The sequence below is a fragment of the Bradyrhizobium sp. Ken51 genome (assembly GCF_055807435.1).
The window spans coordinates 148,315-173,843 of sequence record NZ_JBVVPB010000007.1 but is presented as its reverse complement, the minus strand read 5'-3'; the positions used below and the strand labels follow the sequence as shown (position 1 = coordinate 173,843).

The 25,529-nt window shown below is 63.9% G+C and carries 28 protein-coding genes and 1 tRNA gene; 20 read left to right on the top strand and 9 right to left on the bottom strand.

What is annotated here, in order from left to right; all coding sequences use genetic code 11:
- Positions 1-64 precede the first annotated feature (64 nt).
- Positions 65-139 (bottom strand) — tRNA-Gly (locus tag AC0L27_RS14940).
- A gap of 275 nt (positions 140-414) precedes the next feature.
- Here AC0L27_RS14940 and trxA point away from each other — a divergent pair.
- Positions 415-1,338, top strand: a complete 924-nt coding sequence (trxA, locus tag AC0L27_RS14935) for a thioredoxin (protein ID WP_354064914.1) — start codon at positions 415-417, stop codon at positions 1,336-1,338.
- Positions 1,339-1,369: 31 nt separating this feature from the next.
- The gene (locus tag AC0L27_RS14930) at positions 1,370-2,047 is read left to right on the top strand and encodes an LON peptidase substrate-binding domain-containing protein (RefSeq protein WP_354209750.1); all 678 of its coding nucleotides are present in this window, start codon (positions 1,370-1,372) and stop codon (positions 2,045-2,047) included.
- Between the two features lie 15 nt (positions 2,048-2,062).
- On the opposite strand, the gene AC0L27_RS14925 is transcribed toward AC0L27_RS14930, so the two are convergent.
- The 3 genes from AC0L27_RS14925 to AC0L27_RS14915 form a co-directional block, all read right to left on the bottom strand.
- Positions 2,063-2,656, bottom strand: coding sequence for a cytochrome b/b6 domain-containing protein (locus AC0L27_RS14925; RefSeq protein ID WP_354209751.1), 594 nt, complete (start codon positions 2,654-2,656; stop codon positions 2,063-2,065).
- A 62-nt stretch (positions 2,657-2,718) separates the two neighbouring features.
- Positions 2,719-2,997 (bottom strand): PepSY domain-containing protein, encoded by a 279-nt coding sequence (locus tag AC0L27_RS14920; protein WP_247357338.1) that lies wholly within the window; start codon positions 2,995-2,997, stop codon positions 2,719-2,721.
- Between the two features lie 214 nt (positions 2,998-3,211).
- On the bottom strand, positions 3,212-3,562 hold the full coding sequence (locus AC0L27_RS14915) for a hypothetical protein (protein WP_354209752.1): 351 nt from the start codon (positions 3,560-3,562) through the stop codon (positions 3,212-3,214).
- Positions 3,563-3,667: 105 nt separating this feature from the next.
- Between AC0L27_RS14915 and AC0L27_RS14910 the strand changes: the two genes are divergently transcribed.
- The gene (locus tag AC0L27_RS14910) at positions 3,668-4,198 is read left to right on the top strand and encodes a TetR/AcrR family transcriptional regulator (protein WP_354209753.1); all 531 of its coding nucleotides are present in this window, start codon (positions 3,668-3,670) and stop codon (positions 4,196-4,198) included.
- 61 nt (positions 4,199-4,259) lie between these two features.
- Positions 4,260-4,457: a Trm112 family protein gene (locus tag AC0L27_RS14905; RefSeq protein WP_007598651.1), complete on the top strand. Its 198-nt coding sequence runs from the start codon at positions 4,260-4,262 to the stop codon at positions 4,455-4,457.
- Positions 4,458-4,698: 241 nt separating this feature from the next.
- Here the strand turns inward: AC0L27_RS14905 and AC0L27_RS14900 are convergent, their stop codons facing one another.
- Positions 4,699-5,919, bottom strand: a complete 1,221-nt coding sequence (locus tag AC0L27_RS14900) for a ubiquinone biosynthesis hydroxylase (RefSeq protein WP_354209754.1) — start codon at positions 5,917-5,919, stop codon at positions 4,699-4,701.
- 212 nt (positions 5,920-6,131) lie between these two features.
- Here AC0L27_RS14900 and tesB point away from each other — a divergent pair, with 212 nt between their 5' ends.
- Positions 6,132-6,995: an acyl-CoA thioesterase II gene (gene tesB, locus AC0L27_RS14895; protein ID WP_211394983.1), complete on the top strand. Its 864-nt coding sequence runs from the start codon at positions 6,132-6,134 to the stop codon at positions 6,993-6,995.
- A 40-nt stretch (positions 6,996-7,035) separates the two neighbouring features.
- Here tesB and AC0L27_RS14890 read toward each other — a convergent pair whose 3' ends face one another.
- Positions 7,036-7,926: a DUF4339 domain-containing protein gene (locus tag AC0L27_RS14890; RefSeq protein WP_354209755.1), complete on the bottom strand. Its 891-nt coding sequence runs from the start codon at positions 7,924-7,926 to the stop codon at positions 7,036-7,038.
- Between the two features lie 240 nt (positions 7,927-8,166).
- Here AC0L27_RS14890 and AC0L27_RS14885 point away from each other — a divergent pair, with 240 nt between their 5' ends.
- From AC0L27_RS14885 to xth, 13 genes are all read left to right on the top strand, one after another.
- On the top strand, positions 8,167-8,505 hold the full coding sequence (locus tag AC0L27_RS14885; RefSeq protein WP_007598647.1) for a P-II family nitrogen regulator: 339 nt from the start codon (positions 8,167-8,169) through the stop codon (positions 8,503-8,505).
- Positions 8,506-8,632: 127 nt separating this feature from the next.
- A complete protein-coding gene (locus AC0L27_RS14880) occupies positions 8,633-9,934 on the top strand; it encodes an ammonium transporter (protein WP_354209756.1) in 1,302 nt (433 codons plus the stop codon).
- Positions 9,935-9,977: 43 nt separating this feature from the next.
- A complete protein-coding gene (locus AC0L27_RS14875) occupies positions 9,978-10,292 on the top strand; it encodes an ArsR/SmtB family transcription factor (RefSeq protein WP_275169024.1) in 315 nt (104 codons plus the stop codon).
- Positions 10,289-10,663 (top strand): SRPBCC family protein, encoded by a 375-nt coding sequence (locus AC0L27_RS14870; RefSeq protein WP_354209757.1) that lies wholly within the window; start codon positions 10,289-10,291, stop codon positions 10,661-10,663. The genes AC0L27_RS14875 and AC0L27_RS14870 overlap by 4 nt, the downstream gene beginning before the upstream one ends.
- Positions 10,664-10,704: 41 nt before the next feature.
- Entirely contained in the window at positions 10,705-11,307 is a 603-nt protein-coding gene (locus AC0L27_RS14865) for an ATP-dependent Clp protease proteolytic subunit (protein ID WP_027514844.1), read from the top strand.
- Between the two features lie 436 nt (positions 11,308-11,743).
- Positions 11,744-12,082: a P-II family nitrogen regulator gene (locus tag AC0L27_RS14860; RefSeq protein WP_008142813.1), complete on the top strand. Its 339-nt coding sequence runs from the start codon at positions 11,744-11,746 to the stop codon at positions 12,080-12,082.
- Positions 12,083-12,120: 38 nt separating this feature from the next.
- Positions 12,121-13,569 (top strand): ammonium transporter, encoded by a 1,449-nt coding sequence (locus AC0L27_RS14855; RefSeq protein WP_275169018.1) that lies wholly within the window; start codon positions 12,121-12,123, stop codon positions 13,567-13,569.
- 205 nt (positions 13,570-13,774) lie between these two features.
- Complete coding sequence (locus AC0L27_RS14850) at positions 13,775-15,373, top strand: caspase family protein (RefSeq protein WP_354209758.1); 1,599 nt, start codon at positions 13,775-13,777, stop codon at positions 15,371-15,373.
- 116 nt (positions 15,374-15,489) lie between these two features.
- Complete coding sequence (locus tag AC0L27_RS14845) at positions 15,490-15,894, top strand: GFA family protein (protein ID WP_354209759.1); 405 nt, start codon at positions 15,490-15,492, stop codon at positions 15,892-15,894.
- 340 nt (positions 15,895-16,234) lie between these two features.
- Positions 16,235-17,449, top strand: a complete 1,215-nt coding sequence (locus tag AC0L27_RS14840) for an aminotransferase class I/II-fold pyridoxal phosphate-dependent enzyme (RefSeq protein ID WP_354209760.1) — start codon at positions 16,235-16,237, stop codon at positions 17,447-17,449.
- A gap of 9 nt (positions 17,450-17,458) precedes the next feature.
- Positions 17,459-19,936, top strand: a complete 2,478-nt coding sequence (locus AC0L27_RS14835; protein ID WP_354254690.1) for a DNA translocase FtsK — start codon at positions 17,459-17,461, stop codon at positions 19,934-19,936.
- Between the two features lie 152 nt (positions 19,937-20,088).
- Complete coding sequence (locus AC0L27_RS14830; protein WP_275169010.1) at positions 20,089-20,844, top strand: outer membrane lipoprotein carrier protein LolA; 756 nt, start codon at positions 20,089-20,091, stop codon at positions 20,842-20,844.
- A gap of 126 nt (positions 20,845-20,970) precedes the next feature.
- Positions 20,971-21,786 carry an exodeoxyribonuclease III gene (gene xth, locus AC0L27_RS14825; protein ID WP_473319560.1) on the top strand — a complete coding sequence of 272 codons (816 nt, stop codon included), beginning with the start codon at positions 20,971-20,973 and terminating at the stop codon, positions 21,784-21,786.
- Positions 21,787-21,897: 111 nt separating this feature from the next.
- On the opposite strand, the gene AC0L27_RS14820 is transcribed toward xth, so the two are convergent.
- A complete protein-coding gene (locus AC0L27_RS14820; protein ID WP_007598631.1) occupies positions 21,898-22,341 on the bottom strand; it encodes a cyclic nucleotide-binding domain-containing protein in 444 nt (147 codons plus the stop codon).
- 58 nt (positions 22,342-22,399) lie between these two features.
- Complete coding sequence (locus AC0L27_RS14815) at positions 22,400-23,086, bottom strand: response regulator transcription factor (RefSeq protein WP_007598630.1); 687 nt, start codon at positions 23,084-23,086, stop codon at positions 22,400-22,402.
- Positions 23,087-23,288: 202 nt separating this feature from the next.
- Here AC0L27_RS14815 and AC0L27_RS14810 point away from each other — a divergent pair, with 202 nt between their 5' ends.
- Together AC0L27_RS14810 and AC0L27_RS14805 are read left to right on the top strand one after the other, a co-directional pair.
- The gene (locus tag AC0L27_RS14810; RefSeq protein WP_354209762.1) at positions 23,289-23,858 is read left to right on the top strand and encodes a L,D-transpeptidase family protein; all 570 of its coding nucleotides are present in this window, start codon (positions 23,289-23,291) and stop codon (positions 23,856-23,858) included.
- 6 nt (positions 23,859-23,864) lie between these two features.
- Entirely contained in the window at positions 23,865-24,638 is a 774-nt protein-coding gene (locus tag AC0L27_RS14805; protein ID WP_354209763.1) for a 2-keto-4-pentenoate hydratase, read from the top strand.
- A 138-nt stretch (positions 24,639-24,776) separates the two neighbouring features.
- On the opposite strand, the gene AC0L27_RS14800 is transcribed toward AC0L27_RS14805, so the two are convergent.
- Positions 24,777-25,466, bottom strand: a complete 690-nt coding sequence (locus tag AC0L27_RS14800; RefSeq protein WP_354064948.1) for a YggS family pyridoxal phosphate-dependent enzyme — start codon at positions 25,464-25,466, stop codon at positions 24,777-24,779.
- Between the last annotated feature and the right edge of the window lie 63 nt (positions 25,467-25,529).

Here is a 25,529-nt window from a genome sequence, read left to right as displayed (position 1 = left end):
AGCCGCCAGCGGCGTGGAAGAACACGTGCCCGTCCGGTTCGGCTGGATGCTTTGGGAGAAAAATTGGAGCGGGCGAAGGGGCTCGAACCCTCGACCCCGACCTTGGCAAGGTCGTGCTCTACCACTGAGCTACACCCGCATCCTGTGTCGGTCGCATGACTGCGCCGGCAACGGCTGTCGTATGCCAAAAGCGGGAGGGGAATGCAACAGCTACCGGCGGCATAGATGCGCAATCGGAGGCCCAATATGAACCCGAACGCGGCCAAATGACCCAAAAATGCCCCGGAACCGTCGAATCGGCACGCATGGATTGAAATTCGGCCGTCCCGGCCCAATTTAGGGCCAACAGCGAAGCATATGAATTGGCGACGTGCTAAAGACCCGCCAATTCCAGACATCAGACGAGGGGATCCCGTGACGATCATCGACCAGGGTAACGGAGCAGCGGGCCCGGCTGCCGCCGATCTGATCAAGGACACGACCACCCAGACCTTCGTGAAGGACGTCATCGAGGAATCGAAGCGCCAGCCGGTGCTGATCGACTTCTGGGCGGAGTGGTGCGGGCCCTGCAAGCAACTCACGCCCTTGCTGGAAAAAGCGGTCAAGGCCGCCAAGGGCAAGGTCAAGCTGGTCAAGATGAATATCGACCAGCACCCGGCGATCCCGGGCCAGATGGGCATCCAGTCGATCCCGGCAGTGATCGCCTTCGTCAACGGCCAGCCGGCCGACGGCTTCATGGGTGCGGTCCCAGAGAGTCAGCTCAACGCCTTCATCGAAAAGCTAACCAAGGGCGTGACCGCGCCGGGTGAGCCGAATATCGCGGAAATCCTCCAGGAAGCCGAGGCCGTGCTCGCCGAGGGCGATGCCGCCGCGGCCGCCCAGATCTACGCGGAAGTGCTGCAGCTCGAATCGACCAACATCGCAGCCCTTGCCGGGCTCGCGAAATGCTACGCCGTCTCCGGCGCGATGGAGCAGGCCAAGCAGACGCTCGCTATGGTGCCGGAATCCAAGCGCAACGACCCCGCTGTGAAAGCCGTGCAGACCGCGATCGATCTCGCCGAGCAGGCGGAGCAGCTCGGGCCCGTCGCCGAGCTGGAACAGAAAGTCGCCGCAAACCCGCTCGATCATCAGGCCCGATTCGACCTCGCGATCGCGCTGAACGCGCAAGGCAACCGGGCAGCGGCCACAGAGCAGCTGCTCGCGATCATCAAGCGCGACCGCAAATGGAACGACGACGGCGCCCGCAAGCAGCTGGTGCAGTTCTTCGAGGCCTGGGGCGGCACGGACGATGCAACCGTCGAGGGACGCAAGCGCTTGTCGATCATCCTGTTTTCCTGACGCGCGCTGGCAAGGCCAGGGAACCCTGCAGATGCCGATCAACATCGAATATCGCGGGCCCGCCGACCTTCCGGAGATCCTTCCGGTGTTTCCGCTGCCGGGCGCGCTGCTGCTGCCGCGCGGGCAGATGCCGCTCAACATCTTCGAGCCGCGCTACCTCGCGATGGTCGACGATGCCTTCCGCGATGGCCATCGCCTGATCGGCATGATCCAGCCCGACATCGCGCACTCGCCCAAGAATTCCGACAAGCCGGCGCTGTTCCGTGTCGGCTGTGTCGGCCGCATCACCCAGCTCGCCGAATCCGGCGACGGCCGCTACATCCTCGAGCTCACCGGCGTCTCGCGCTTTAGAGTGCTCGAGGAGCTCGAAGTGCTCACCGCCTACCGGCAGTGCAAGGTGGATTTCTTTGCCTTCGTCGACGACTTCACGCCGCGCATGGGCGAGGAGGAGGTCGATCGCGAAGCACTGCTGACGGTGCTGGCGGACTTTCTGAAGGCCAACGACCTCAAGGTCGACTGGGAGGGCGTCGAGACCGCCCCGAACGAAGCGCTCGTCAACGCACTGGCGATGATGTCGCCCTATGGCGTGGCCGAGAAGCAAGCGATGCTTGAAGCGCCCGACCTGAAGACCCGCGCCGAAATCCTGGTCGCGGTCACCGAGATGGATCTCGCGAAGAAGCGCACCAGCGGCGATCCGCCGCTGCAGTGATCGGTGCGTGCGCGCTCAGGAATGACCGCGGATGCGCTTACGTCCGGTGATCATCGCGCTGATCAGGTTCTCGCGTTGAAGGCGCCCCATCATCAGCACGCCCAAGACGTGCAGCACGACCAGGACGATGACCGCGTCGGATGAATAGTGGTGGGTGTCCTCGACCCACCAGACGCCGAAAAATGTCACGGTCACCGACATCGCGCCTGATATCGTCGAGACCGCGAGCGAGACCAGCAGCGCCACCAGCATCAACGTGCCGGCGGGATTGAGACCGATATAGCGGCCGGTGATGCCGCGGCGCAGATTCCAGAGATAACCCGGTGCGGCCCGAAGCCTGACGCCGACCATGCGGAAGCGCGAATAGCGGCTTCCCCAAAGACCCCAGACCAGACGGAACGCAACAAGCCCGAGTACGGTATAACCGACGATGCGGTGAAGTCCGTCATAGACGGTCGGCGTGAACCACGCGGCCAGAACGCAAGCCGCGAGCGCCCAGTGCCAGAGCCGCAGCGGGAGGTCCCAGACCGCGACTGTCCGCGCAACGGCTCGATCCGCGGGGGTCCGGTTGGACTCCCCGCGTGCGTGCGGCACCGTTTCTTCGATCAAGCGAGGACCACCCTCAGGCATGACTTTGCGCAGACATTTGCGCGCAGACCATCTCGCGCGGTCTACTTCGCAATCGTGTGCTTCAGGCTGAGATCTTCGGGGCTGTAGAACAGCTCGTAAAGCTTGCCTTCCTTGACGCCGTAGACCTCGTAGCACGAGCCTTCGATCTTGGAGCGCCGCACCTCGTAGCCGAGCGCCTTGGCCTTGGCTTCGGCTTCGCTCGCCGGCTTCCACGACGCCTTGTCGAGCTTGGTGCAGTCCTTGAAACCATCGGCCAAGGCGGCCGATCCCATGCCAATCCCGATCGTCAATGCAACGGCAACAACACGAATAACCTTCACGAACGTCTCCTCTTCTGTCGTGGGCGCTACGCCCTGAGGCGAAGCGGGACCGAAGGAAGCAAAGCACATGATGAAGTCAATCCGCAGCTACGGCGGAAGCCTTTAGAGATATTCTAACGATCCGAAAAAGCTCAGCGCCCTCCGTGCGCAACGTGCATTTGGCGCGTCGATGCGGCCTTTCGCCTCACAACAGCATGACTGCGATATACCGCGCCTAGTAGCCGGCAGCCGCCATCGCGACGACAGCACTGAGCGCCATCCAGCCGAAGTGGCGACCGCGCGTTGCCCATGCGTTGGCGAGAGCGGCGAAGCCGAACACGCCGGCCATGGTGACGACGATCCAGTGGCGCGCCGGCTCCGATTCCATCCAGGGCGCCGCGATCAGAAGCACACCACTGCCGATCCAGGCGACGGTCGAGGCCTGCCAGACCAGGCGGATCAGGGTGCGGAGCCGTTCCGGCTCGATGCGGGCGCGCGCAAAGACCTTGGTCTCGCCGAGAATGCCATGAATGAGGGCCACGATAATGGTTACGACCCCGGCGCACTGGAGCAAGAGATCACGCATCGTCAAAACTCCTGAAAACTTTTTCCATACAGCTCTGTATGGCGAGATAAGCGCTGGCCTGCCGGCTGTCAATACACTAGTGTATGGTCGAATCCGGAACCCGACATGGCCGAACAGCTCACCGCCGACGACTGGATCAAACAGGGCCTGAAGGCGCTCGCGAGAGACGGCTTCACCGCGCTGAAGGCCGATCCGCTGGCGAAAGCCATGGGGGTGTCGCGCGGCAGCTTCTATTGGCATTTCGCCGATCTCGGCGCGTTCCATGCTGCTCTCTTGAAGCGCTGGCGCGAGATCGCGGCCGAGCAGATCATCGCCGATGTCGAGGCGGACAGCGACGAGCCGCTGAAAGCGCTACTGCTCAGGACTTTTAGCGCGCGGCTCGACCTCGAGCGCGCGGTGCGGAATTGGGCGGCCTTCGATGCGGCGGCACAAACGGCGGTGCGTGCCATCGACCGGCGCAGGCTCGACTATATCGAGGAGCTGCTGAGGAAGCGCGGGTTCGAAGCGGCGACGGCGCGAGCCCGCGCGCAAATCCTGTACTGGACGTTTCTCGGCTTCGCCCTGTCGGGCCCGCCATTACCCGCCGCGCGGCTCGAGGGTCTGCTCGACGAGATCCTGCGCATGGTCTCCGCTTGAGGCGATGCGATGGGCTGCTACGATTTTTTATGCTAGAGGCAACCGACCGCCGGAGACCCCCATGAATGCGCCCACCGAACGCCCCGAAGCCAGCGTCGATCCCAAATTGCTGGAGATTTTGGTCTGCCCGCTGACCAAGGGTCCGCTGGAGTTCGATTCCGCAAAGCAGGAGCTGATCTCGCGCAGCGCCAAGCTCGCCTATCCGATCCGCGACGGCATCCCGATCATGCTGCCGGAAGAGGCCCGTAAGATCGATTGAGAGACTTGTGGCCCGGTGGTCGTTTGGCGCGATGACCGCGCCGCACCCCAGGTGTCGTCTAGGCCTAGTGCGCAATTGCGCACGGGGGCCAGGACCCATAACCACCGAATTGGGTTGTTGCGCGAGCTGGTCACTCCGAGTCTTCGCAAAACTATTGCTGCGGCGTGTGGGTCCCGGATCTGCGCGCGCTTGAGGCGTGCTTGTCCGGGACGACGGCGGAGAGTGAGGCGTCAGCGCGGCGCTACAGCGCCTCGCCCTTCAGCAGCCGCGGTATCTCACCGGTCAAACCCGCGGCTTGGCGGATGAACAGGTTCTTCAGCGGCGGGGCGCGGTCGACGAGGCCGAGGCCGATGTCGCGCACGGTACGCAGCAAGGTCGACTGATTGGAGAACAGGAAGTTCAGCGAGTTGGTGGCAACGCCCATGGCCATGGTGTCGAAGCGGCGCCAGCGCTGGTAACGTTCGAGCACGTCGGCGGCGCCGATATCCATGCCGAGCCGGGCGGCATCGACCACGACTTCGGCCAGCGCGGCGACGTCCTTCAGCCCCATGTTGAGACCCTGGCCCGCGATCGGGTGGATGACGTGGGCGGAATCGCCGACCAGCGCGAGGCGCTGGGCAATAAAGGAGCGTGCGACGAAATAGGACAGCGGAAACGCGCGCGGCTTGTCGAGCGCCTTCACCTCACCGAGATGCAGGCCGAAGCGTTGCTCGAGCTCGCCGTGAAATTCCTCATCGCTCAACGCAACGATACGCGCGGCTTCGCTGCGGCGCTCGGTCCAAACCAGCGAGGAGCGCTTGCCTGAAAGCGGCAGGATCGCGAACGGACCCGCCGGCAGAAAATGCTCTTCGGCGCGGCCCTCGTGATCGCGCTCATGCCCGACAGTGACGACGATGCCGGACTGATCGTATTCCCAGCCATGGGTGGCGATGCCGGCGCGCTCGCGCAGTTTCGACTTCGCACCGTCGGCCGCGACCAGGAGGCTCGCGGCAATCACGCTGCCATCACCGAGCGTCACGTCGATGCCTTCGGCCCGCGCGTTGTAAGACGACACTGTGGTCGCGCGGAGATCGATGCCCTCGGCCTCGGCGCGCACCACCAGCGCATCGATCAGGCGGCGGTTCTCGACCATATGCGCGAAGGGCTCGCCCGGCGCGACATCGCCGGCAAAGTTGAGGAACGCCGGACGGGTGGCGTCTTCCAGCTTGGAATCGGTGACGATCATGTCGAGGATGGGCTGCGCCTCGCCCCTGACGTCGTCCCAGGCGCCGATCGCCTCGAACAGGCGGCGGCAGGCTGCCACGATCGCGGTGGCGCGCGGGTCCCGGCTCGTCCGGGTGCCGAGCGCGGGGTCGGCGACGATGACGGGGATCTCGGGGCCGAGCCCCTGGCGCAGCGCCAGAGCCAGCGCCAGGCCCGCAAACGCGCCGCCACCGATGACAATGCTACCCTGTACCGACATACCCAATTCCCGGCTAAGTCTTCGCGTTTTCTTGGTCTTGCTACCAGACTTGAGGTGGGCGAAACAGTGCGGTGAAACAAGGGCGGAACGGCCTCATTCCGTCGTTCCGGGGCTCGCGCGAGCGCGAACCCGGAATCCAGAGGTCGTCAGCTCAAGATTTCAGGTTCGCACTCCGTGCGCCCGGAATGACGAGGCATTTTGAAAGCACCAGCATGTCCAAGAGCCTGATCGACCTCATCTCGATCCTCGACCTCGAACAGCTCGAGGTGAATCTGTTTCGCGGCAACAGTCCGAAGACCAGCTGGCAACGGGTGTTCGGCGGCCAGGTGATCGGGCAGGCGATGGTTGCAGCGTGCCGCACCGTCGAGGGCCGGCTGCCGCATTCGCTGCATTGCTATTTCATCTTGCCGGGCGATCCGCAGATCCCCATCATCTACCAGGTCGAGCGCCTGCGCGACGGCAAGAGCTACTCGACGCGCCGCGTCACCGCGATTCAGCACGGCAACGCGATCTTCTCGATCATGGTGTCGTTCCATGCCGAGGAGGAGAGCGCGTTCGATCACCAGGACAAGATGCCCGACGTGCCGCCGCCGGAAAAGCTCACGGCCGAGGAAGTGGCGAAGCAGCCGATGTTCAAGGAGATGCCGGAGTTCATCCGCCGCTACTATGAATCCGACCGTCCGATCGAGCTGCGCCCGGTCGAGCTCGGCCGCTATTTCGGCCAAAAGATCGAGGACGGCCGCATCCATGTCTGGATCAAGACCGCAGCGACGCTGCCGGACGATCCGGCGCTGCACATGTGCGCGCTGGCTTATGCGTCCGACTTCTCGCTGCTCGATGCCATCATGGCGCGCTACGGCCGCACGCTGTTCGACAAGCGCATGATGCCGGCGAGCCTCGACCACGCGATGTGGTTTCACCGGCCGTTCCGCGCCGACGAATGGCTGCTCTACGCACAGGATTCGCCGAGCGCCCGAAGCGGCCGTGGCTTGACCCGCGGCTCGATCTTCAAGCCTGACGGCACGCTGGTGGCCTCCGTCGCGCAGGAAGGCTCGGTGCGCGAACGGAAAGCCTAGGACGCATAAGCACGATCGATCGCGCTTATGCCTCTCGAGGTCATGCCCGGAGCGATCCTCGCGGAGCCAGGACGGTCTCCGACGCGAACCAGTTCATGATCCAGCGATACACCCACGGGATCGGGATGATGAAGCCGCACAGGAATGCGGCCACGATGCCCCTCCAGAGAATCCCGAGACCGCTGCCGTTGAAGACAATCTCGCGCCGCGTGCCTTCGATGCTGCGGCAGAACCAGCGCATCTGGGCCGCGGCGACCCAGGCCCAGCCGATGATGGTAATGATGGAGATCGCAAACAGCAGGCTCCAGCCGACATAGGCCCAGACCGTGCCGGTGAAGCTCAGGCCGAGCGGCTGCCCGTTGGAGGCGAGGTTCGCGACCATCCATTTGATCAGGAGCCAGTACAGAACGATCTGGGCGATGAACAGCAAATTGCTCAGCAACGGGGCGCCGATCAACCCGATCACGATCGCCAGAACGATGAAGCCGAAATACCAGGGCACCAGCGCCATCGCATTGCCGGTGAAGCTGAGATTGGGCCGCCCGGGGACCTTCACACAGGACACGATCCATTTCGTGTACCAGACGAACACCCACGGCACCGGGATGATGAAGCACATCCCGATCAGCATCACGATGCTGCGCCAGGTGAACTCGAGGATGCCGAAATCGACCGCCAGCGATCCTCCGCCGCCACCGCCGCCGTAACCGCCGGAGCCCATCATCGGCGGGCCGCCAGCCGGCATCATCGGGGGCGCACCGCCGTGGCCGATCAGGCCGGGGATTTCGGCGGCCTTCTGCCAGCCGGCCATGCCCTCCGACCACACCAGCGTATCCGGGCGCACGACTCCCTGGGCGACGAGGTCGCGGAATTGACCTTCCTGATAGGGCCCCTGCTGCTTGCCCTCGGATGCGTAGAACCAACTCGCCATAAAGCGTCCCCCTCAAACATAGTTTTGTACCGGCCGCGACGCTTGGGTTCATCGCATCCATGCCAAAAACGCATTGTGGAGGATGAACGGCTGCCCTGTACAGAGGCGGCCGTTCACATGGTCCAACGATTTTTCCGCTTCAATCTGCAACATTTTTATGCCATTTGCCCGGAAAGATGCCAGATTGACGCTGCGCCGGGGACATACGGCGCGGCGCATCCCCGGGGAACAGGCCTGACCATGAAACTCGTCGTCGCGATCATCAAACCCTTCAAGCTCGATGAAGTCCGCCAGGCGCTGACGGCGATCGGCGTCCACGGCATGACCGTGACTGAAGTGAAGGGCTATGGCCGCCAAAAGGGCCATACCGAGATCTATCGCGGCGCCGAATATGTCGTGAATTTCCTGCCGAAGCTGCGGATCGAGATCGCGGTTGCCTCCGATATCGCGGAGAAGGCCGTCGCCGTGATCACTGCGACCGCGCGCACTGGCCAGATCGGCGACGGCAAGATCTTCGTCACGCCGATCGATCACGCGACCCGCATTCGCACCGGCGAGACCGACAGCGACGCGCTCTAGATATTTGTTCTGACGCGTTTTCCTTACGCGAATCGGTATCCACTTCGCTCGAAAACGCTCTCCTTCTTCGATCGCACCCGGCAACGGCGCCACAGCGTGCGACGCAATCAATAGCTGGGGGAACGACATGGCGGGATTGTTGCGCCGCGCGGCCGCTATGGCCGCGCCGATCGGGTTTGCGTCGATCCTGGCTTCGCCGGCGCAGGCTGCAGGCTCCGAGATCAACACCGCCGACACCGCCTGGATGATCGTCGCCACCGCATTGGTGCTGATGATGACGATCCCGGGGCTCGCGCTGCTCTATTCCGGCATGGTGCGCAAGAAGAACGTGCTCGCCACCATGGCGCAAAGCCTCGCCGCGGTGACGATCATCTCCATTCTCTGGGTCGCGTTCGGTTATTCGCTGTGCTTCGTCGGCGACGGCCCGTGGATCGGCACGCTCGACCGCTGGTTTCTCGCCGGCATGACCATGGACAGCGTCAATCCGGCGGCGAAGACGATCCCGGAAGCGCTGTTCATGCTGTACCAGATGACGTTTGCGATCATCACGGTGGCGCTGGTCGCGGGCGCGGTGGCCGACCGGATGCGGTTCTCGGCCTATCTGTTGTTCTCGGTCGCCTGGTTCATCTTCGTCTACATACCGCTGGCGCATTGGGTGTGGGGCGGCGGCTTCCTCGCCAGCATGGGCGTGCTGGATTTCGCCGGGGGGCTCGTGGTGCATCTGTCGGCCGGCACCGCCGGCCTGGTCGCGGCGAAGGTGATGGGACGCCGTCATGGCTACGGCACTGAAAATCTCTCCCCGTTCGATCTGTCGCTCGCGGTGATGGGCACCGGGCTGTTGTGGGTCGGCTGGTTCGGCTTCAACGGCGGCTCGGCGGGCGCAGCCAATTCGCGCGCGGTGCTGGCGATCATCGCCACCCATCTCGCCGCCTGCTCCGGCGCGCTGACCTGGGGCGCGATCGAATGGTCGACGCGGCGCAAGCCGTCCGTGCTCGGCATGATCTCCGGCGCGGTGGCCGGCCTCGGCACCATCACGCCGGCCTCCGGGTTCGTTGCGCCCTGGCACGGTATCGTCATCGGCGTGATCGCAGGCCTCGTCTGCTACTGGGCCTGCACCTGGCTGAAGCACCGCTTCGACTATGACGATTCGCTCGACGTGTTCGGCGTCCACGGCATCGGCGGGCTGACCGGCACCCTGCTGGCCGGCGTGTTCGCAGCCAGCGCAATCGGCGGCACCGCCGGCCTGCTCGAAGGCCATCCGCAGCAGCTTCTGATCCAGCTCTCAGGGGTCGCCGTCACCTTCGTCTGGTCGGCCGGCGTGAGCTTCGTCCTGCTGAAGCTGGTCGGCCTGTTCGTGCCGTTGCGCGTCTCCCGCGAGCACGAACTCGAAGGCCTGGATATTTCGCAGCACGGCGAGGCGCTGCAGTGATCGGGGGCTTGCGCAACACATAAGCGTATGCTTATGTTTTGCCATGATCGAAGCCGACATCTTCAAGGCGCTGGCCGACCCGACCCGCCGCAAGGTCTTTGAGAAGCTGGCCGGCGGAAGCCTGAATGCCAGCGCTTTGCGCGACGGATTGGAGATCAGCCAGCCGGCGATGTCGCAGCATCTCGCGGTGCTGCGCGGGGCAGGCCTGGTGCGCGAACAGCGGCAGGGCCGCTTTGTGAATTACGAAGTCGATCCCGAAGGAATCGTTGCCATCGGGACGTGGCTTGCGCGCTACCGCGCCTATTGGCCGAAACGTATGGATGCCCTCGCCGATCTCTTGAAGGAGATGGATCAATGAGCGACGCCGTGAAGCCTGATCCCTCCGACGCAGACTTGGTGCTCAAAACAGACTTGGTGCTCGAATATGAATTCGATGCGCCGCCGGCCAAGGTCTGGCGCGCGGTGATCATTCCGGCTTTGCGCGAGCGCTGGCTGCCGGATTGCGATCTTGCGGGCGCCGAGCCTGAGACATCGATCCCAGGTCAAGAGGTGCGGTACCGGCTTCGCGATTCCGAACCGCCGTTTCGCGAAAGCCATGTCATCTTCCGGATCGAACCGAACGAGCACGGCGGCACCCGCTTCCGCATCATCCAGCAAGCCTGCGATATCCGTATGAAGCTGCCGCAGCCGGCCAACAGCAATGGCTGCCTGATGCGCGCGGCCGCCTGACACCGACACCACTTCATCACCCGCAGACATGGAGGTCGCCGATGCGCGACATGCTTCAGCTCGTCCCTATGGTCGTCGAACAATCCGCTCGCGGCGAGCGATCCTTCGACATCTATTCGCGCCTGCTGCGCGAGCGCATCATCTTCCTCAACGGCGAGGTCAACGATGCGATGTCCGGACTGGTCTGCGCGCAGCTCTTGTTCCTGGAGGCGGAGAATCCGAACAAGCCGATCAATCTCTACATCAATTCCTATGGCGGCGTGGTCACCGCTGGCCTTGCGATGTACGACACCATGCAGTTCATCAAGGCGCCGGTGCATACGCTGTGCATGGGCACCGCGCGCTCCATGGGCTCATTCCTGCTGATGGCGGGCGAGCCCGGTCACCGCGCCGCCCTGCCCAATGCGAGTCTTCACGTGCATCAGCCGCTCGGCGGCTTTCAGGGCCAGGCGTCCGACATCCTGATCCATGCCACCGAGATGCAGGAAACCAAGCGGCGCATCATCCGGCTTTATGCCCGGCATTGCGGGCGCCCTGAACCGGACGTGGAACGGACCTTGGACCGCGACCACTTCATGACCGCGCAGCAGGCGGTCGACTGGGGGCTGATCGACCGGGTATTCGCGGAACGCAGCGCCGCCTGACGGTCTCTGGCGGCGGCCGTCCGGCAAACCTCGCCACGCTCCAGCTGGTTGGCCCGGTTGAGCGTATTCCGTGAGCATTTGTGCGAGGGGCCCGATATTCCGCAGCACGGCGAGCCCTGCAATAGGCGCCCGCCTTACAGAAATACCTTTCTGCTGCCCGACGCGTGAGCACCAATGTGTCGGCAGCTTGTCATGCCTTTATTTTAATCAGACGTGGTCAGGTATTGAGCGCGGCGTAATGGCGCACTGCACCGCAATACGCGTCAAACGCGAAAACACCCGTTTTCATAGTCCGTTAGGCAACACGCCCGATCTGGCACGGCATTTGATTCTATGGGTCCTGGCTGTGCCCGCGTAGTGAACTTTCTCCCTCGTGGCGAACCAGTCGAGAAACGCCCGGCCACGTCCGGACCGGGCCCAAGCGGGGATAGGACCCATGAAAATTGTTATGGCGATTATTAAGCCATTCAAGCTGGAAGAAGTCCGTGACGCCCTGACCGCCATCGGCGTTCACGGTCTCACGGTGACGGAAGTCAAGGGATATGGCCGCCAGAAGGGCCATACGGAAATCTATCGCGGCGCCGAATATGCCGTGAGCTTCCTGCCCAAGATCAAGATCGAGGTCGCTGTCGCCTCCGACCAGGTCGACAAGACCATCGACGCCATCACGTCTGCCGCGAAAACCGGACAGATCGGCGACGGCAAGATCTTCGTCATCAATCTCGACCATGCGGTTCGCATCCGCACCGGCGAGGCCGATGCTGCGGCCCTTTGATTTCGCGCTCTATCAAAATTCAATCAGGAGTAAATGAAATGACGTTTAAGCGTCCCTATGGCGCGGGATTGGCGGCTCTCGCAGTCGGCCTGTTCGCTGCGACCGCAGCCTACGCCGAGCCAACGGTCAACAAGGGAGACAACGCCTGGATGCTGACATCGACAGTGCTCGTGCTGTTGATGACGATCCCCGGCCTCGCGCTTTTCTACGGCGGCCTCGTCCGCTCCAAGAACATGCTCTCGGTCCTGATGCAGGTGTTCTACACCGTATGCGTCGTCACCGTGATCTGGGCCGTCTACGGCTACAGCCTCGCCTTCACCGGCGGCTCGGACTTCATCGGCGGCTTCTCCAAGGCCTTCATGATGGGCGTCACCACCGATTCGAAGGCCGCGACCTTCTCGGTCGACGCCAACATCTCGGAGCTCATCTATATGTGCTTCCAGATGACCTTCGCGGCGATCACGCCCGCCCTCATCGTCGGCGCCTTCGCCGAGCGCATGAAGTTCGCGGCGCTCGCGCTCTTCGTTCCGCTCTGGGTCACGCTGATCTACTTCCCGATCGCGCACATGGTCTGGTATTGGCCCGGCCCGGACATGATCCAGGATGCTGCCAAGGCTCTGGCTGCTGCGACTGACGCGGCGGCGAAGACCGCGGCGCAGGCCAAGCTCGACGAGATCAACGCCGACGCAGGCTGGATCTTCAAGAAGGGCGCGATCGACTTCGCGGGCGGCACCGTGGTGCACATCAACGCCGGCATCGCAGGTCTCGTCGGTGCTCTCCTGATCGGCAAGCGCGTCGGTTACGGCAAGGAGCTGATGGCTCCGCACTCGCTGACGATGTCGATGATCGGCGCCTCGCTGCTCTGGGTCGGCTGGTTCGGCTTCAATGCTGGCTCCAACCTCGAAGCCAACGGCGGCGCAGCCCTCGCCATGACCAACTCCTTCGTCGCCACCGCAGCCGCCGCGCTGTCGTGGATGTTCGCGGAGTGGATCATCAAGGGTCACCCGTCGGTGCTCGGCGTCATCTCCGGCGCTGTCGCGGGCCTCGTGGCCGTCACGCCTGCCGCCGGCTTCTCCGGCGTGATGGGTGCGATCGTCCTCGGCCTCGTGGTCGGCGTGGTCTGCCTGTTCTTCTGCACCGTCGTGAAGAACGCGCTCGGCTACGATGACAGCCTCGATGTGTTCGGCGTGCACTGCGTCGGCGGCATCATCGGCGCCCTCGGCACCGGCATTCTCGTCAATCCGGCGCTGGGTGGTGCGGGCATCATCGACTACACCGCGATCCCGCCGAAGGTTGCCGATTACGACTTCGCGGCGCAGATGATCTCCCAGATCTGGGGCGTCGGCACCACGCTGGTGTGGTCGGGCATCGGTTCGGCGATCCTCTACAAGGTCGTCGATGTGATCGTTGGCCTCCGCGCCAATGTCGAGAGCGAGCGTGAAGGCCTCGACATCACCGAGCACACCGAGCGCGCCTACAACATGTAAGTCTCCTCCCGGGCGCGGCCTCCTCGGAGGTCGCGCTCACAACTACGGTTTGGGGCACATACCCGGCAATGTCCCGACCGTTGAGGGGCTCCAGCGCAAGTTGGAGCCCCTTTCTTTTTGGTCCCGTGCCGCTGGGCCGTCATAAGTTAAATTGCATTGCTGCGAGCTTGCTGAATATCATGCTCCCCGTTTGGAGCAGGATTTCATGCGTCTGCCCTATTGCCTGGTCTGGTGTTTCCTGTTGCTCGCTTCGTCGAGCCTCGAGGCCCGCGCGGACAAGCGCGTCGCGCTGGTGATTGGCAACGGCGCCTACCGAAACGTTCCCTCGCTCGCCAACCCGACCAATGATGCGGCCGATGTCGGCGCGGCCCTCAAGCGATCGGGGTTCGATCCTGTGGTCGCGACCGACCTCGACCAGCCCGCCATGCAGGACACCATTCTTCGCTTCGCGCGTGAGGCCCGCGGCGCCGATGTCGCCCTGTTCTACTACAGCGGGCACGCGCTCCAGTTCGCCGGCGTCAACTATCTGGTGCCTGTCGATGCCGTCGTTCGCGACGAGGTCGATCTGCGCCGCCTGGTACGTGCCGACGAGATCCTGGCGGATCTGCAGCAGGCCAAGAACCTGCGAATCCTCGTGCTCGACGCCTGCCGCGACAATCCATTTGCCGACGAGTTGCGGCGAAACGTCGGACAGGGCCGCGGCGTCACCGTCTCACGCGGCCTCGCCAAGATGGAAAGTCCCGAGGGCACCATCATTTCCTATGCGACACAGGCCGGCCGGACCGCCGACGACGGCAGCGGCCGCAACAGCCCCTATACCAGCGCGTTCCTGGAGCACATCGGCGACAAGGGCAACGTCAACACGGTATTTCAGACGATCAGCGCCGGCGTCTACCAGCGCTCGAAAGGCTCGCAAGTGCCGGAGCTGTCGCTGTCGTTCTTCGGCGAGTTCTACCTGAACGGCAAGCCCGAGACGGCGGCGTTGTCGCCTGCGACGCCTCAGGTGGATCCCTGCGCGGAGGCCGGAGACCATTGGCGCAGCGCGGAAGCGCTGGGAACGCTCGCGGCATTCAAGGATCACCTCGTACGCTTCCCGGCCTGCGCCTTCGCAGATCTGGCGAAATCACGCATCGAGAGCTTGGCGAAACCAGCGGACGCCGCCAAGCGCGTAACCGCGTTCGATGGAACCTGGATCGCGAAGGAGACTTGCGAGAACAAGCCTCCATTTTCCGAGGCCTATTTCCAGTATGCCCTGCGCGTCAAAGATGGCGTCCTGCACACTCTCTCCGGGGAAGAGGGCAAGCCCGGTGCGACAATCTATGACGGGAAGATTGAAGCGGATGGCAGCGCGACTGTCACCGTCAGCGGGCTGGTTGGTGAGAATGATCCGCTGCGCCGCACCGCCGGCGCGCCCTATCGGTACAAGCTCGCACTCGAGCTGAAAGGAACCACCGGCGCCGGCGTCCGCACCGAGACCAGCCGACCGTGTCGGATGGAACTCTCCAAGCTGGCGACACAGAGCCCCGCCGCAAGTCCGGGCCAACCTGATTCGAAGCGGGCGCCCACGCGCGACGACAAGAGGGCGGTGCTGCCGCCAGATCAGGCCGGAGCAGGGCAACCGCGGCAGACCGGAAGCGGCATGAGCTGTTCGTTCATGCGAAGCAGGTGCGCCACGGCATGCGTCAGTATGGGCGGCCGCGCGGATTGCGCTTCAACCGCTTGTCCACGGCTGGAGGCCGAGTGCATGAGCAGCGGGTGCTGGCGCGGCCGGGGATTCAACGGCTGCGGACTTGCCAAGAAATAGATGCACGAACCGGCTGCGGATGGTCTGCCTTTGTCCGCTCGCAAAGAAAAAGATTGCCATTCCATGCCGCCGGGGCAGAAATATCGACCTCAAGAATAACAAACCGGGAGGTCGTCATGCGTTTGGAAGGCGGATGCTATTGCGGCGGAGTGCGCTATGTCGCCGAGGGCGACCCGATGATGCAGGCGCAGTGTCATTGCCGCGAGTGCCAGTACATCTCGGGCGGCGCGCCCAACACCTTCATCGCGATGCCGGCGGCCGGCTTCAGCTACATCACCGGGCAACCCAAGCAGTTCACACGCAAGGACCTCGCACGCGCCGTGACGCGCGAATTCTGCGCCGAATGCGGCACGCATCTGGTGACCAAGGTCCCCGGATTGCCGGCCGCGATCCTGAAGGTCGGCACGCTGGACGAGCCTGCGCAGTTCCATCCGCAGATGGCAATCTACACCTGCGACAAGCAGGACTTCCACGCGATCCCCGCGGGCATGGCGACCTTCGAGAAGCTTCCGGCGCGCTAGGCGCGCCTGGTCACGGGGCCCGTCATTCCCGGGCCTGTCCCGGGCATCCACGTTCTTGGGCACAGCAGGAAGTTCTTGGGCACAGCAGGAAAGGCCGTGGATGGCCGGGCCCTCGCCTCGCCGAAGCGGCTTCGGCCGCGCAGGCGGGACAAGCCCGGCCATGACGAGCTTGCGGTTCGCCGCGCATCCCGTTGTTATCCGGCCTCATTATTCCTGCTCTGGACGGAGGCGGCGGCCGATGGTTAATCGCGTCTTAACCTCGCCCTATCTATGGTGAACTGAACCGCTTCCCGCCGGCGCCGTGCTGCGACCGGCTGTTCCAAGAGTGCTGGCGTCCAGAATGGCTATGACCGCTTCATCCCGTGCGCCGCAGGACAGTGGAAGCTCCGATAGCGAACGCTCTCCCTTCGTCCGGCTGAACGAGCTGCTGGCACCCCATCAGCCGGGCAAGCCTTTGATTTCCCTTGCCGTCGGCGAGCCGCAGCATCCCGTGCCCGACTTCGTCGGCCCGGTGCTGGCCAAGCACATCGCCGATTTCGGCCGCTACCCCGCGAATAAGGGCACCGATCCATTCCGCAAGGCTGCGGGCGCCTGGCTGTCGTCGCGCTTCAAGCTGCCGCGCGCCCTCGATCCCGAGAGCGAGATTCTCGTCCTCAATGGCAGCCGCGAGGGGCTGTTCCTCGCCGCGATCGCGGCGGCGCGCTATGTCGGCCCGCGTCCCGGCAAGCCCGCGATCCTGATGCCGAACCCGTTCTATCCGGTCTATGGCGCCGGCGCCGGCGCCGCGGGCTGCGAGCCGGTGTTTCTGCCGACCACCGCCGAAAATGGTTTCCTGCCCGATCTCGACGCCATCGACGAGGCGACGCTGGCGTGCACGGTGGCGTTCTATCTGGCTTCGCCCGCCAACCCGCAGGGCTCGGTGGCCTCGCGCGATTATTTCACGCGCCTGAAGCAGCTCGCCGATCGCTACGGCTTCGTGATCCTCAGCGACGAATGCTATTCTGAGATCTACACCCGCGAAGCGCCCGGCAGCGCGCTCGAATGTGCCGGCCCTGATTTCACCCGCGTGGTTGCGTTCCAGTCGCTGTCGAAGCGCTCCAACCTGCCGGGCATGCGTGTCGGCTTCGCCGCCGGCGACAAAAAGTTCATCGGCATGTTCCTCGAGCTGCGCAACATTGCGGCGCCGCAGGTGCCGGTCCCGCTGCAGCATGTCGCGACCGTCGCTTACGGCGACGAGGCGCATGTCGAGGAGAATCGCAGGCTGTACCGGATCAAGTTCGATCTCGCCGACCAGATCATCGGCGATCGTTACGGCTATCGCCGGCCTGACGCCGGCTTCTGCGTCTGGCTCAACACGTCCAAAATAGGCGACGACGTGTCTGTGTGCCTAAAACTCTTCACGGAAGCAGGCGTGCGCGTGGTGCCCGGCAGCTATCTGGCGCGGCTCCAGCCCGACGGCTTCAATCCCGGCGCGGGCTACATTCGCCTTGCGCTGGTGCAGGATGGCGAGACCACGGCGCAGGCGCTGCACCGCCTGGTCGAGACTCTGGGTTAGGCGGGGCCCGTGAGCATGTCGACGATCGAACGTGTCATTCCCCTGGTCGGCCATCTGCCGCCCTCGATCCGCGAGGGGCTGGCGCGGCGCGTGCGCGAGCTCAGCGGCCTCGGCCTGATCGCATTGTCGGGCGTCGCCTCGGCGGCGTTGATGACCTGGTCAGTGCAGGATCCCAGCCTCAGCCACGCAACGTCGCGGCCGATCCGCAACATTCTCGGCTATGCCGGCGCGATCGGCGCCGACCTTGCGATGCAGATCCTCGGGCTCGGCGCGATCATGCTGGTCCTGACGGTCGCGGTCTGGGGCTGGCGCATGCTGACCCACCGCCCGTTCGACCGCGAGGCGCTGCGGCTCGGCTCCTGGATTCTCTGCACGGTGATCGCGGCGGGCTTCGTCAGCTGCTGGCCGCATGGCGGCGCCTGGCCGCTGCCGACAGGCCTCGGCGGCGTGGTCGGCGATGCCCTGGTTCGCGCGCCCGCGGTGATCTTCGGACCGGCGGGCATGATCTATCGCATCGTGCTCGGCACGATCCTGTTCGCGGCGATGTCGGCGACCTTCCTGATCGCCTGCGGCCTTGGCGCACGCGAGCATGACGACGAACTCGCGGAAATCGAGGATGACGACAAGCCGCTCGACCAGGACGAGGAGGGCGATCGCGGTTCGGTATCGCTGGGCTGGCTGTTCCACGCCTTGATGAGCACGAAGGCACGGCTGACCTGGTTGCTTGGCGCTGCCTACCGCTCGCTGGTCTCGAGCGGACCGAAGACCAAGGCCGTTGCATTCAGCCGCCAGGAGCCGAAGATCGGTGGCGGCCGCTCCGCGCCGCCGATCTCACCGCAGTCGCAAGACGAGGACTACGAGGACGAGCACGAAGAGGTCGAGGAAGACGAGGAGGAAGAGGAGGAGCCGGTTGCGCGCGCCCCACGCAAGAAGGCAGCGCCGAAAGCCACTTCCAAGAAATCCTCCGACAAGTTCGAGCTTCCCTCCGTATCGGTGCTGGCCGCGCCCAAGGCCGGCGATCGCCAGCCGCTCAGCAAGGCCGAGCTGGAAGCCAATTCGCGCGCGCTCGAAGGCGTGCTGCAGGATTTCGGCGTTCGCGGCGAGATCGTCAAGGCCCATCCAGGTCCCGTGGTCACGCTGTACGAGCTGGAGCCGGCGCCGGGAATCAAGTCGTCGCGCGTGATCGGACTGTCCGACGACATCGCGCGTTCGATGAGCGCGCTGTCGGCGCGCGTCGCCGTCGTGCCCGGCCGCAACGCGATCGGCATCGAGCTGCCCAACGCCCATCGCGAAAAGGTCTATCTGCGCGAGCTGCTGGTCGCCAAGGAGACCGTCGATTCGGTTGCGAAACTGCCGCTTTGCCTCGGCAAGACCATCGGCGGTGATCCCGTCATCATCGACCTCGCACGCACGCCGCACATGCTGATCGCCGGTACCACCGGCTCGGGCAAGTCGGTCGCCATCAACACCATGATCCTCAGCCTGGTCTACCGGCTGCGCCCCGACCAGTGCCGCCTGATCATGGTCGACCCGAAGATGCTCGAACTCTCAGTCTATGACGGCATTCCCCATCTGCTCACGCCCGTCGTGACCGACCCGAAGAAGGCCGTGGTCGCGCTGAAATGGGCCGTGCGCGAGATGGAAGAGCGCTACAAGAACATGGCCAAGCTCGGTGTGCGCAACATCGACGGCTATAACACGCGCTTGCTCGAATTGAAGGCCAAGGGCGAAGAGCCGACGCGCACGGTGCACACCGGTTTCGACAAGGAAACCGGCAAGGCGATCTACGAGGAAGAGAAGCTCTCGCTCGACCCGCTGCCCTACATCGTCATCATCGTCGACGAAATGGCCGACCTGATGATGGTCGCCGGCAAGGACATCGAAGGCGCGGTGCAGCGCCTCGCGCAGATGGCGCGCGCCGCCGGCCTGCACGTGATCCTCGCAACGCAGCGTCCCTCGGTCGACGTCATCACCGGCACCATCAAGGCGAACTTCCCGACCCGCATCGCCTTCCAGGTGACGTCCAAGATCGACAGCCGCACGATTCTCGGCGAGATGGGCGCAGAGCAGCTGCTCGGCCAAGGCGACATGCTCTACATGGCGGGCGGCGGTCGCATCAGCCGCGTGCACGGTCCTTTCGCGTCGGACGACGAAGTCGAGAAGGTGGTGCGCCACCTCAAGACGCAGGGACAGCCGGAATATCTCGAAGCCGTCACGGCCGAAGAACCCAGCGAGGACGAGGACGGCGCGGTGTTCGACGCGTCCGCCATGGGCGCGGACGGCGGCGGCGATTTGTTCTCGCAGGCCGTTGCGATCGTCAAACGCGACCGCAAGGCCTCTACCAGCTACATCCAGCGTCGCCTGCAGATCGGCTATAACCGCGCCGCATCGCTGATGGAGCGCATGGAACTGGAGGGCATCGTCGGACCCGCCAACCACGCCGGCAAACGCGAGATTCTCGTCGAGGAAGAAGACAGCCATATGTGAGGCGAGCCGCCTCAGACCACCATTTCACGCAAAAACGTTATCTGCTTTTGGCCGAAATCAGGCTAAAAGGGCGCCCAGCCACACAGGACGACGCGTTGATCAGACATCCGGACATTCGATTCGCTGCCATCGTCGCTGCGCGAAGCGCGCGCATGGCCGGCGTGATTCTCGTCATCGCCGCGATGGTGAGTGCGGCGTCGTTCGCGCAGACCGTTCCCGTGCCGAAGCCCGCACCGAAGGGCCGCGATGGCGGTCCGGCCGGCGGCGGGCCCACTGTCACCGGCGCGACCCAGGCGCCGCCGAATCCGGTGATCCCGGACCCGCGCCGTAACGTGCCGAGCAGCATCTTCCAGACCTTCGATGCGAACCAGAAGGCGCAGGCCGCCAAGGTCAGTGCCTACCTATCGTCATTGTCGACGCTGGTCGGGAATTTCGTCCAGGTCGGTCCCGACGGCAGCAAGACGCAAGGCGACTTCTACATCCAGAAGCCGGGCAAGGTGCGCTTCGAATATGACGCGCCGAGCCCGATCGACATCGTCGCCGACGGATCGTCACTGGTGGTGCGCGACCGCAAGCTCGCGACGCAGGACGTCTATCCGCTGTCGCAGACACCCTTGCGTTTCCTGCTGTCCGACCGCATCGATCTGATGAAGGACACCAACGTCGTCAACGTCTCGGCCGACGACGTCTTCGTCAGCGTCACCATCGAGGAGAAGCAGGCGCTGGTCGGCACCAGCCGCCTCTTGCTGATGTTCGGCGCCAAGGACGGCCAGTTGAAGCAGTGGACCGTCACCGATCCGCAGGGCTACGACACCACGATCGCGGTCTATAATCTGGATACGAGCAAGAAGCTCGATCCCGGCATGTTCAAGATCGACTTCACGAATTACGGCGCGTCGCCGGGCTAAGGACTGTTTACTGCTCTATCGTCATGCCCGGGCCTGTCCCGGGCATCCACGTTCTGGACCTACAAAAAGGCGTGGATGGCCGGGTCAAGCCCGGCCATGACGGATGGAGTTTGTTAGATCAATCTCATGCGTTTTTCCCTGACAACCTGGAACATCAACTCGGTGCGGCTACGCATCGATCTGGTCGCAAAATTTCTCAAGAGCGCGCGACCGGACCTGCTGTGTCTCCAGGAAACCAAGTGCATCGACGACGCCTTTCCCCTGAAGCGCTTCAAGCGGCTCGGTTACGAGCATGTCGCGTTGAACGGGCAGAAGGGCTATCACGGCGTCGCCATCGTCTCCAAGATTCCGTTCGAGTCGAAGGACATCCGCACCTTCTGCGACAAGGTGGATTCACGCCACATCTCAGTATCGTTCGGTGAGAAGGCTGGGATCGCGAAGCCCCTGGTGGTGCATAATTTCTACGTGCCGGCCGGCGGCGACATTCCCGATCCCGCGTTGAACGAGAAATTCGATCACAAGCTCCGCTTCCTCGACGAGATGAAGGCGTGCGAGCCGTTGCATCCGCGCGGCGAGGATCGCCACATCCTGGTCGGCGATCTCAACGTTGCCCCGCATGAGAACGACGTCTGGTCGCACAAGCAGCTCCTGAAAGTGGTGTCGCACACGCCTGTCGAAACCGAGAAGCTGCAAGCCGCGCTCGCCGCCGGCGAGTGGGTCGACGTCGCCCGCGAGCGCATTCCGCTGTCGGAAAAGGTCTACACCTGGTGGAGCTACCGCTCCGCCGATTGGACCGTCGGCGACCGCGGCCGCCGGCTCGACCACATCTGGGTCTCGCGCGCGCTGAAAGATGCGGTCAGTGATTTCAGGATTTTGCGCGACGCGCGGAGCTGGGAGCGGCCGTCGGACCATGTGCCTGTTACGGTGACGCTCGATCTGTGATTACCGGAGATCCGTAGCCCGGATGGAGCGAGGCGCAATCCGGGACGGACTTTCCGTAGGCGAGAATCCTGGATTACGCTTCGCTCCATCCGGGCTACGAAGCTAAGACACTCAGCTCGTCAGCTTCGCACCCGCCATCAATATATCGCTGGCGATCTGGCTGGAGCGCACTGCGAATTCATCGCGCAGGCGAACGGCGGCGGCGGGGTCGCTTTCGAGCACGCGCTGAAACAGGCTGCGCGCGACGCGGATGACGGAGGCGTGCTCGATCGCGATCGCGCTCGACGGCCGCTTCATCGGTACGATCAGCGCGAGCTCGCCGATCAGCGCACCGGGACTTGCGATCATCTCCGCGCCGGCGCCGTCGTCGACCCGGAAGGCGCCGCGCTGGACCACGAAGCCGGCATCGGCATCGTCGCCGAGATTGAACAAGACGTCGCCGCGGACGAAGTCACGCTGCTCGGAGCCGATCGCCAGCATGCGCAACGAAGCGTCTCCCAACAGGCGCAGTGTCGGGACACGCTCGAGAAGCGCTACATCGTCGTCGATTGACATTCAGGTCCGGAGCTCAAGGGCATGCAATCTAAAACGATTCGCACGCCCCAGAAGCGTATCACGGCACCAGCTTGTAGCCACCGGCTTCCGTGACCAGGATTTCCGGGTTGGCGGCGTCCTTCTCGATCTTCTGGCGAAGGCGGTAGATGTGGGTTTCCAGCGTGTGGGTGGTGACGCCAGAATTGTAGCCCCAGACTTCCTGGAGCAGGGTCTCGCGCGAGACCGGCATCTGGCCGGCCCGGTAGAGGAAGCGGAGGATGGCGGTTTCCTTCTCCGTCAGCCGGACCTTGCGCGCATTGGCGGCGGTCAGCATCTTGGAGCCGGGCCGGAAAGAGTAGGGGCCGACCGAGAACACCGCGTCCTCGCTGGCTTCGTGCTGCCGGAGCTGGGCGCGGATGCGCGCCAGCAGCACGGCGAAGCGGAAGGGTTTTGCGACATAGTCGTTGGCGCCGGATTCCAGCCCCAAAATCGTGTCGGAATCGGTGTCATGCCCGGTGAGCATGATGATCGGAGCCTTGAACCCGCCCTTGCGTAACGAACGGACCACTTCGCGGCCATCCGTGTCGGGCAGGCCAACATCCATCAGGACGAGATCGGGGGCATTGGCCTTCGCGGCGCTCGCGCCCTTGGCGCCGGTATCGACCGCGGAGGCTTCGAATTCTTCGTGCAGCGACAATTGCTCCACCAACGTATCGCGCAGATCGGTATCGTCATCCACGATCAGGATCTTGCGGGCATTGGCCATAGGGGGTCATCCTTTTGGGGTCCGGCGCGGCGCGCATCCATGCTGCACCCAGCCGAGAGGGAAGTTTAGGGGTCGCCGTTATTATTGTTGTTCGTCTTGAAGTAGTGGGCTGTTACCGATTCACAAGCCAGAACCACTCTAACCCAGAATAGCAGGCCGTTTTGATGAATGTCCTGTAATGAATTCGACATCGCACGTTCACATGAAAAATAAAGCTGCGTCAGCTAGTTACACCATAAACCGAAGCGCCGGGCCGCTCTCGGCGATCCGCGTTAAGCCTGCCGCCGGGAATCCGCGCCGGGGTTGGCTGACTGCCGGAGCGCTGACGATTCCGGTGGCGCTCGGACGCGGCGGCATTCTGGCGAACAAGCGCGAGGGCGATGGCGGCACCCCGAGGGGCAGCTTCCGTCCCAGGCGATTGTGGTGGCGGGGCGACCGGCACAGCCGCCCGCAGACCTTCCTGCCGGCCCGGATCATCACCGGCGAGGACGCCTGGTGCGAGGATCCCAAGGACCGCCACTACAATCAGGGAATCCGGCTCGGCGAGGGGCAGGGCGGTGACCGGCTCAAACGAGCCGACCATCTCTATGACTTCATCGTCGAAATCGACCACAACACGAGGCCGCGGATCGCCGGCCGCGGCAGCGCGGTGTTTTTGCATCTGGCGCGCGACAATTTCGGCCCGACCGCAGGCTGCGTCTCGATGACCGAAGCAGCGATGCGACACTTGCTGCGGCGGCTGGGACCAAAAACAAAAATCATCATCGGGTGAGGACACATGCTCGACAGGGATCAGATCGCCGCCGCCTCGCAGGTTCTGGTCAAACATTGGCGCGACGGCACCAAGTTAGACGCACTGGAGCCACGGTTGCGGCCTCAGAACCGCACCGAGGGTTACGCCGTGCAGGCTGCGCCCAGCGGGACATTATTCGGCTGGAAGATCGCGGCGACGAGCGAGTCCGGACAGAAGCACATCAATGTCGCGGGACCGCTGGCCGGTCGGATCATGAGCGACACCGTGATCGCCGATGGCGGCACCGCCTCGATGAAGGGCAACGCGATGCGCGTCGGCGAACCCGAGTTCGCTTTCCGCATGGCGCGCGATCTGCCGCCGCGCGCGGCGCCGTATCCTGTCGACGAGGTGCTCGCCGCCGTGGACAGCTTGCATCCCGCGATCGAGATTCCCGATTCGCGCTTTGCTGATTTTGTCAGCGCCGGCGAGGCGCAGCTGATCGCCGACAACGCCTGTGCGCATCTGTTCGTGCTGGGCGCAGCGACGAATGCGAACTGGCGCGCCATGGATCTCGTCGAGCAGCGGCCGCAGATCACGCTGCGCGGCCAGCGCTATCTCGGTTACGGCAAGAACGTGCTCGGCGATCCCCGCATTGCCCTGGTCTGGCTGGCGAACGAGCTGCGTGGCCTCGGCATCACCTTGCGGGCAGGGGAGGTGGTGACCACGGGCACGTGCCATCCGCCGCTGCCGATCCAGGCGGGCGATCATTTCGCGGCGGATTTCGGCGTGCTGGGGATGGTGTCGGTGAGGTTCGAATAGGCCCCGCATACACCACCGTCATTGCGAGCGCAGCGAAGCAATCCAGAGTCCCTCCGTGGAAAGATTCTGGATTGCTTCGCTGCGCTCGCAATGACGAAATCGATAGCCGTTGCCGGGCGCGACCCAGGCTTACAGCTCTCACCGGTGCCCGAAGATCGCACTTCCCACGCGCACATGGGTGGCGCCGAGCATGATCGCGGTCGCATAATCCGCGCTCATTCCCATCGAGAGCTTCTTCAATCCATTGCGCGCGGCGATCTTGGCGGTCAGCGCGAAATGCGCCGCCGGCGGCTCGTCTACCGGCGGGATGCACATCAACCCCGATATCGTCAGCCCATAGCTGTCGCGGCAGCTCGCGATGAAAGCATCGGCCTCGCCGGGGGCGATGCCCGCCTTCTGCGGCTCCTCACCGATATTGATCTGGACAAACAATTCCGGGTGCTTGTTCTGGGATTCGATTTCCTTGGCTAACGCCTGGCAAATGCTCGGACGGTCGACCGAATGGATGGCATCGAACAGCGCGACCGCCTCTTTCGCCTTGTTGGATTGCAGCGGCCCGATCAGATGCAGCGCGATATCGGAGTAACCAGAAGTTAACGCGGGCCACTTGCCTTTGGCCTCCTGCACGCGATTCTCCCCGAATACGCGCTGTCCGGCGTCGATGACTGGGGTAATTGCATCCGCGGCGAAAGTTTTCGATACCGCGATCAGCGTCACGGAGCCACGTTCGCGGCGCGCATCCTTGCAGGCGCGCGCGATTTCGGCTTCGACCGCGGCGAGCGCGTTTGGTGAATGGCCGGTTAGCGGCGCGGCGTTGGCTTCAGTCATGATGTCGCATCGGAGTTGTTGTTGCGGAGCTAGTTCTAATTTTACCGAGTTCAAGAAAGAGTT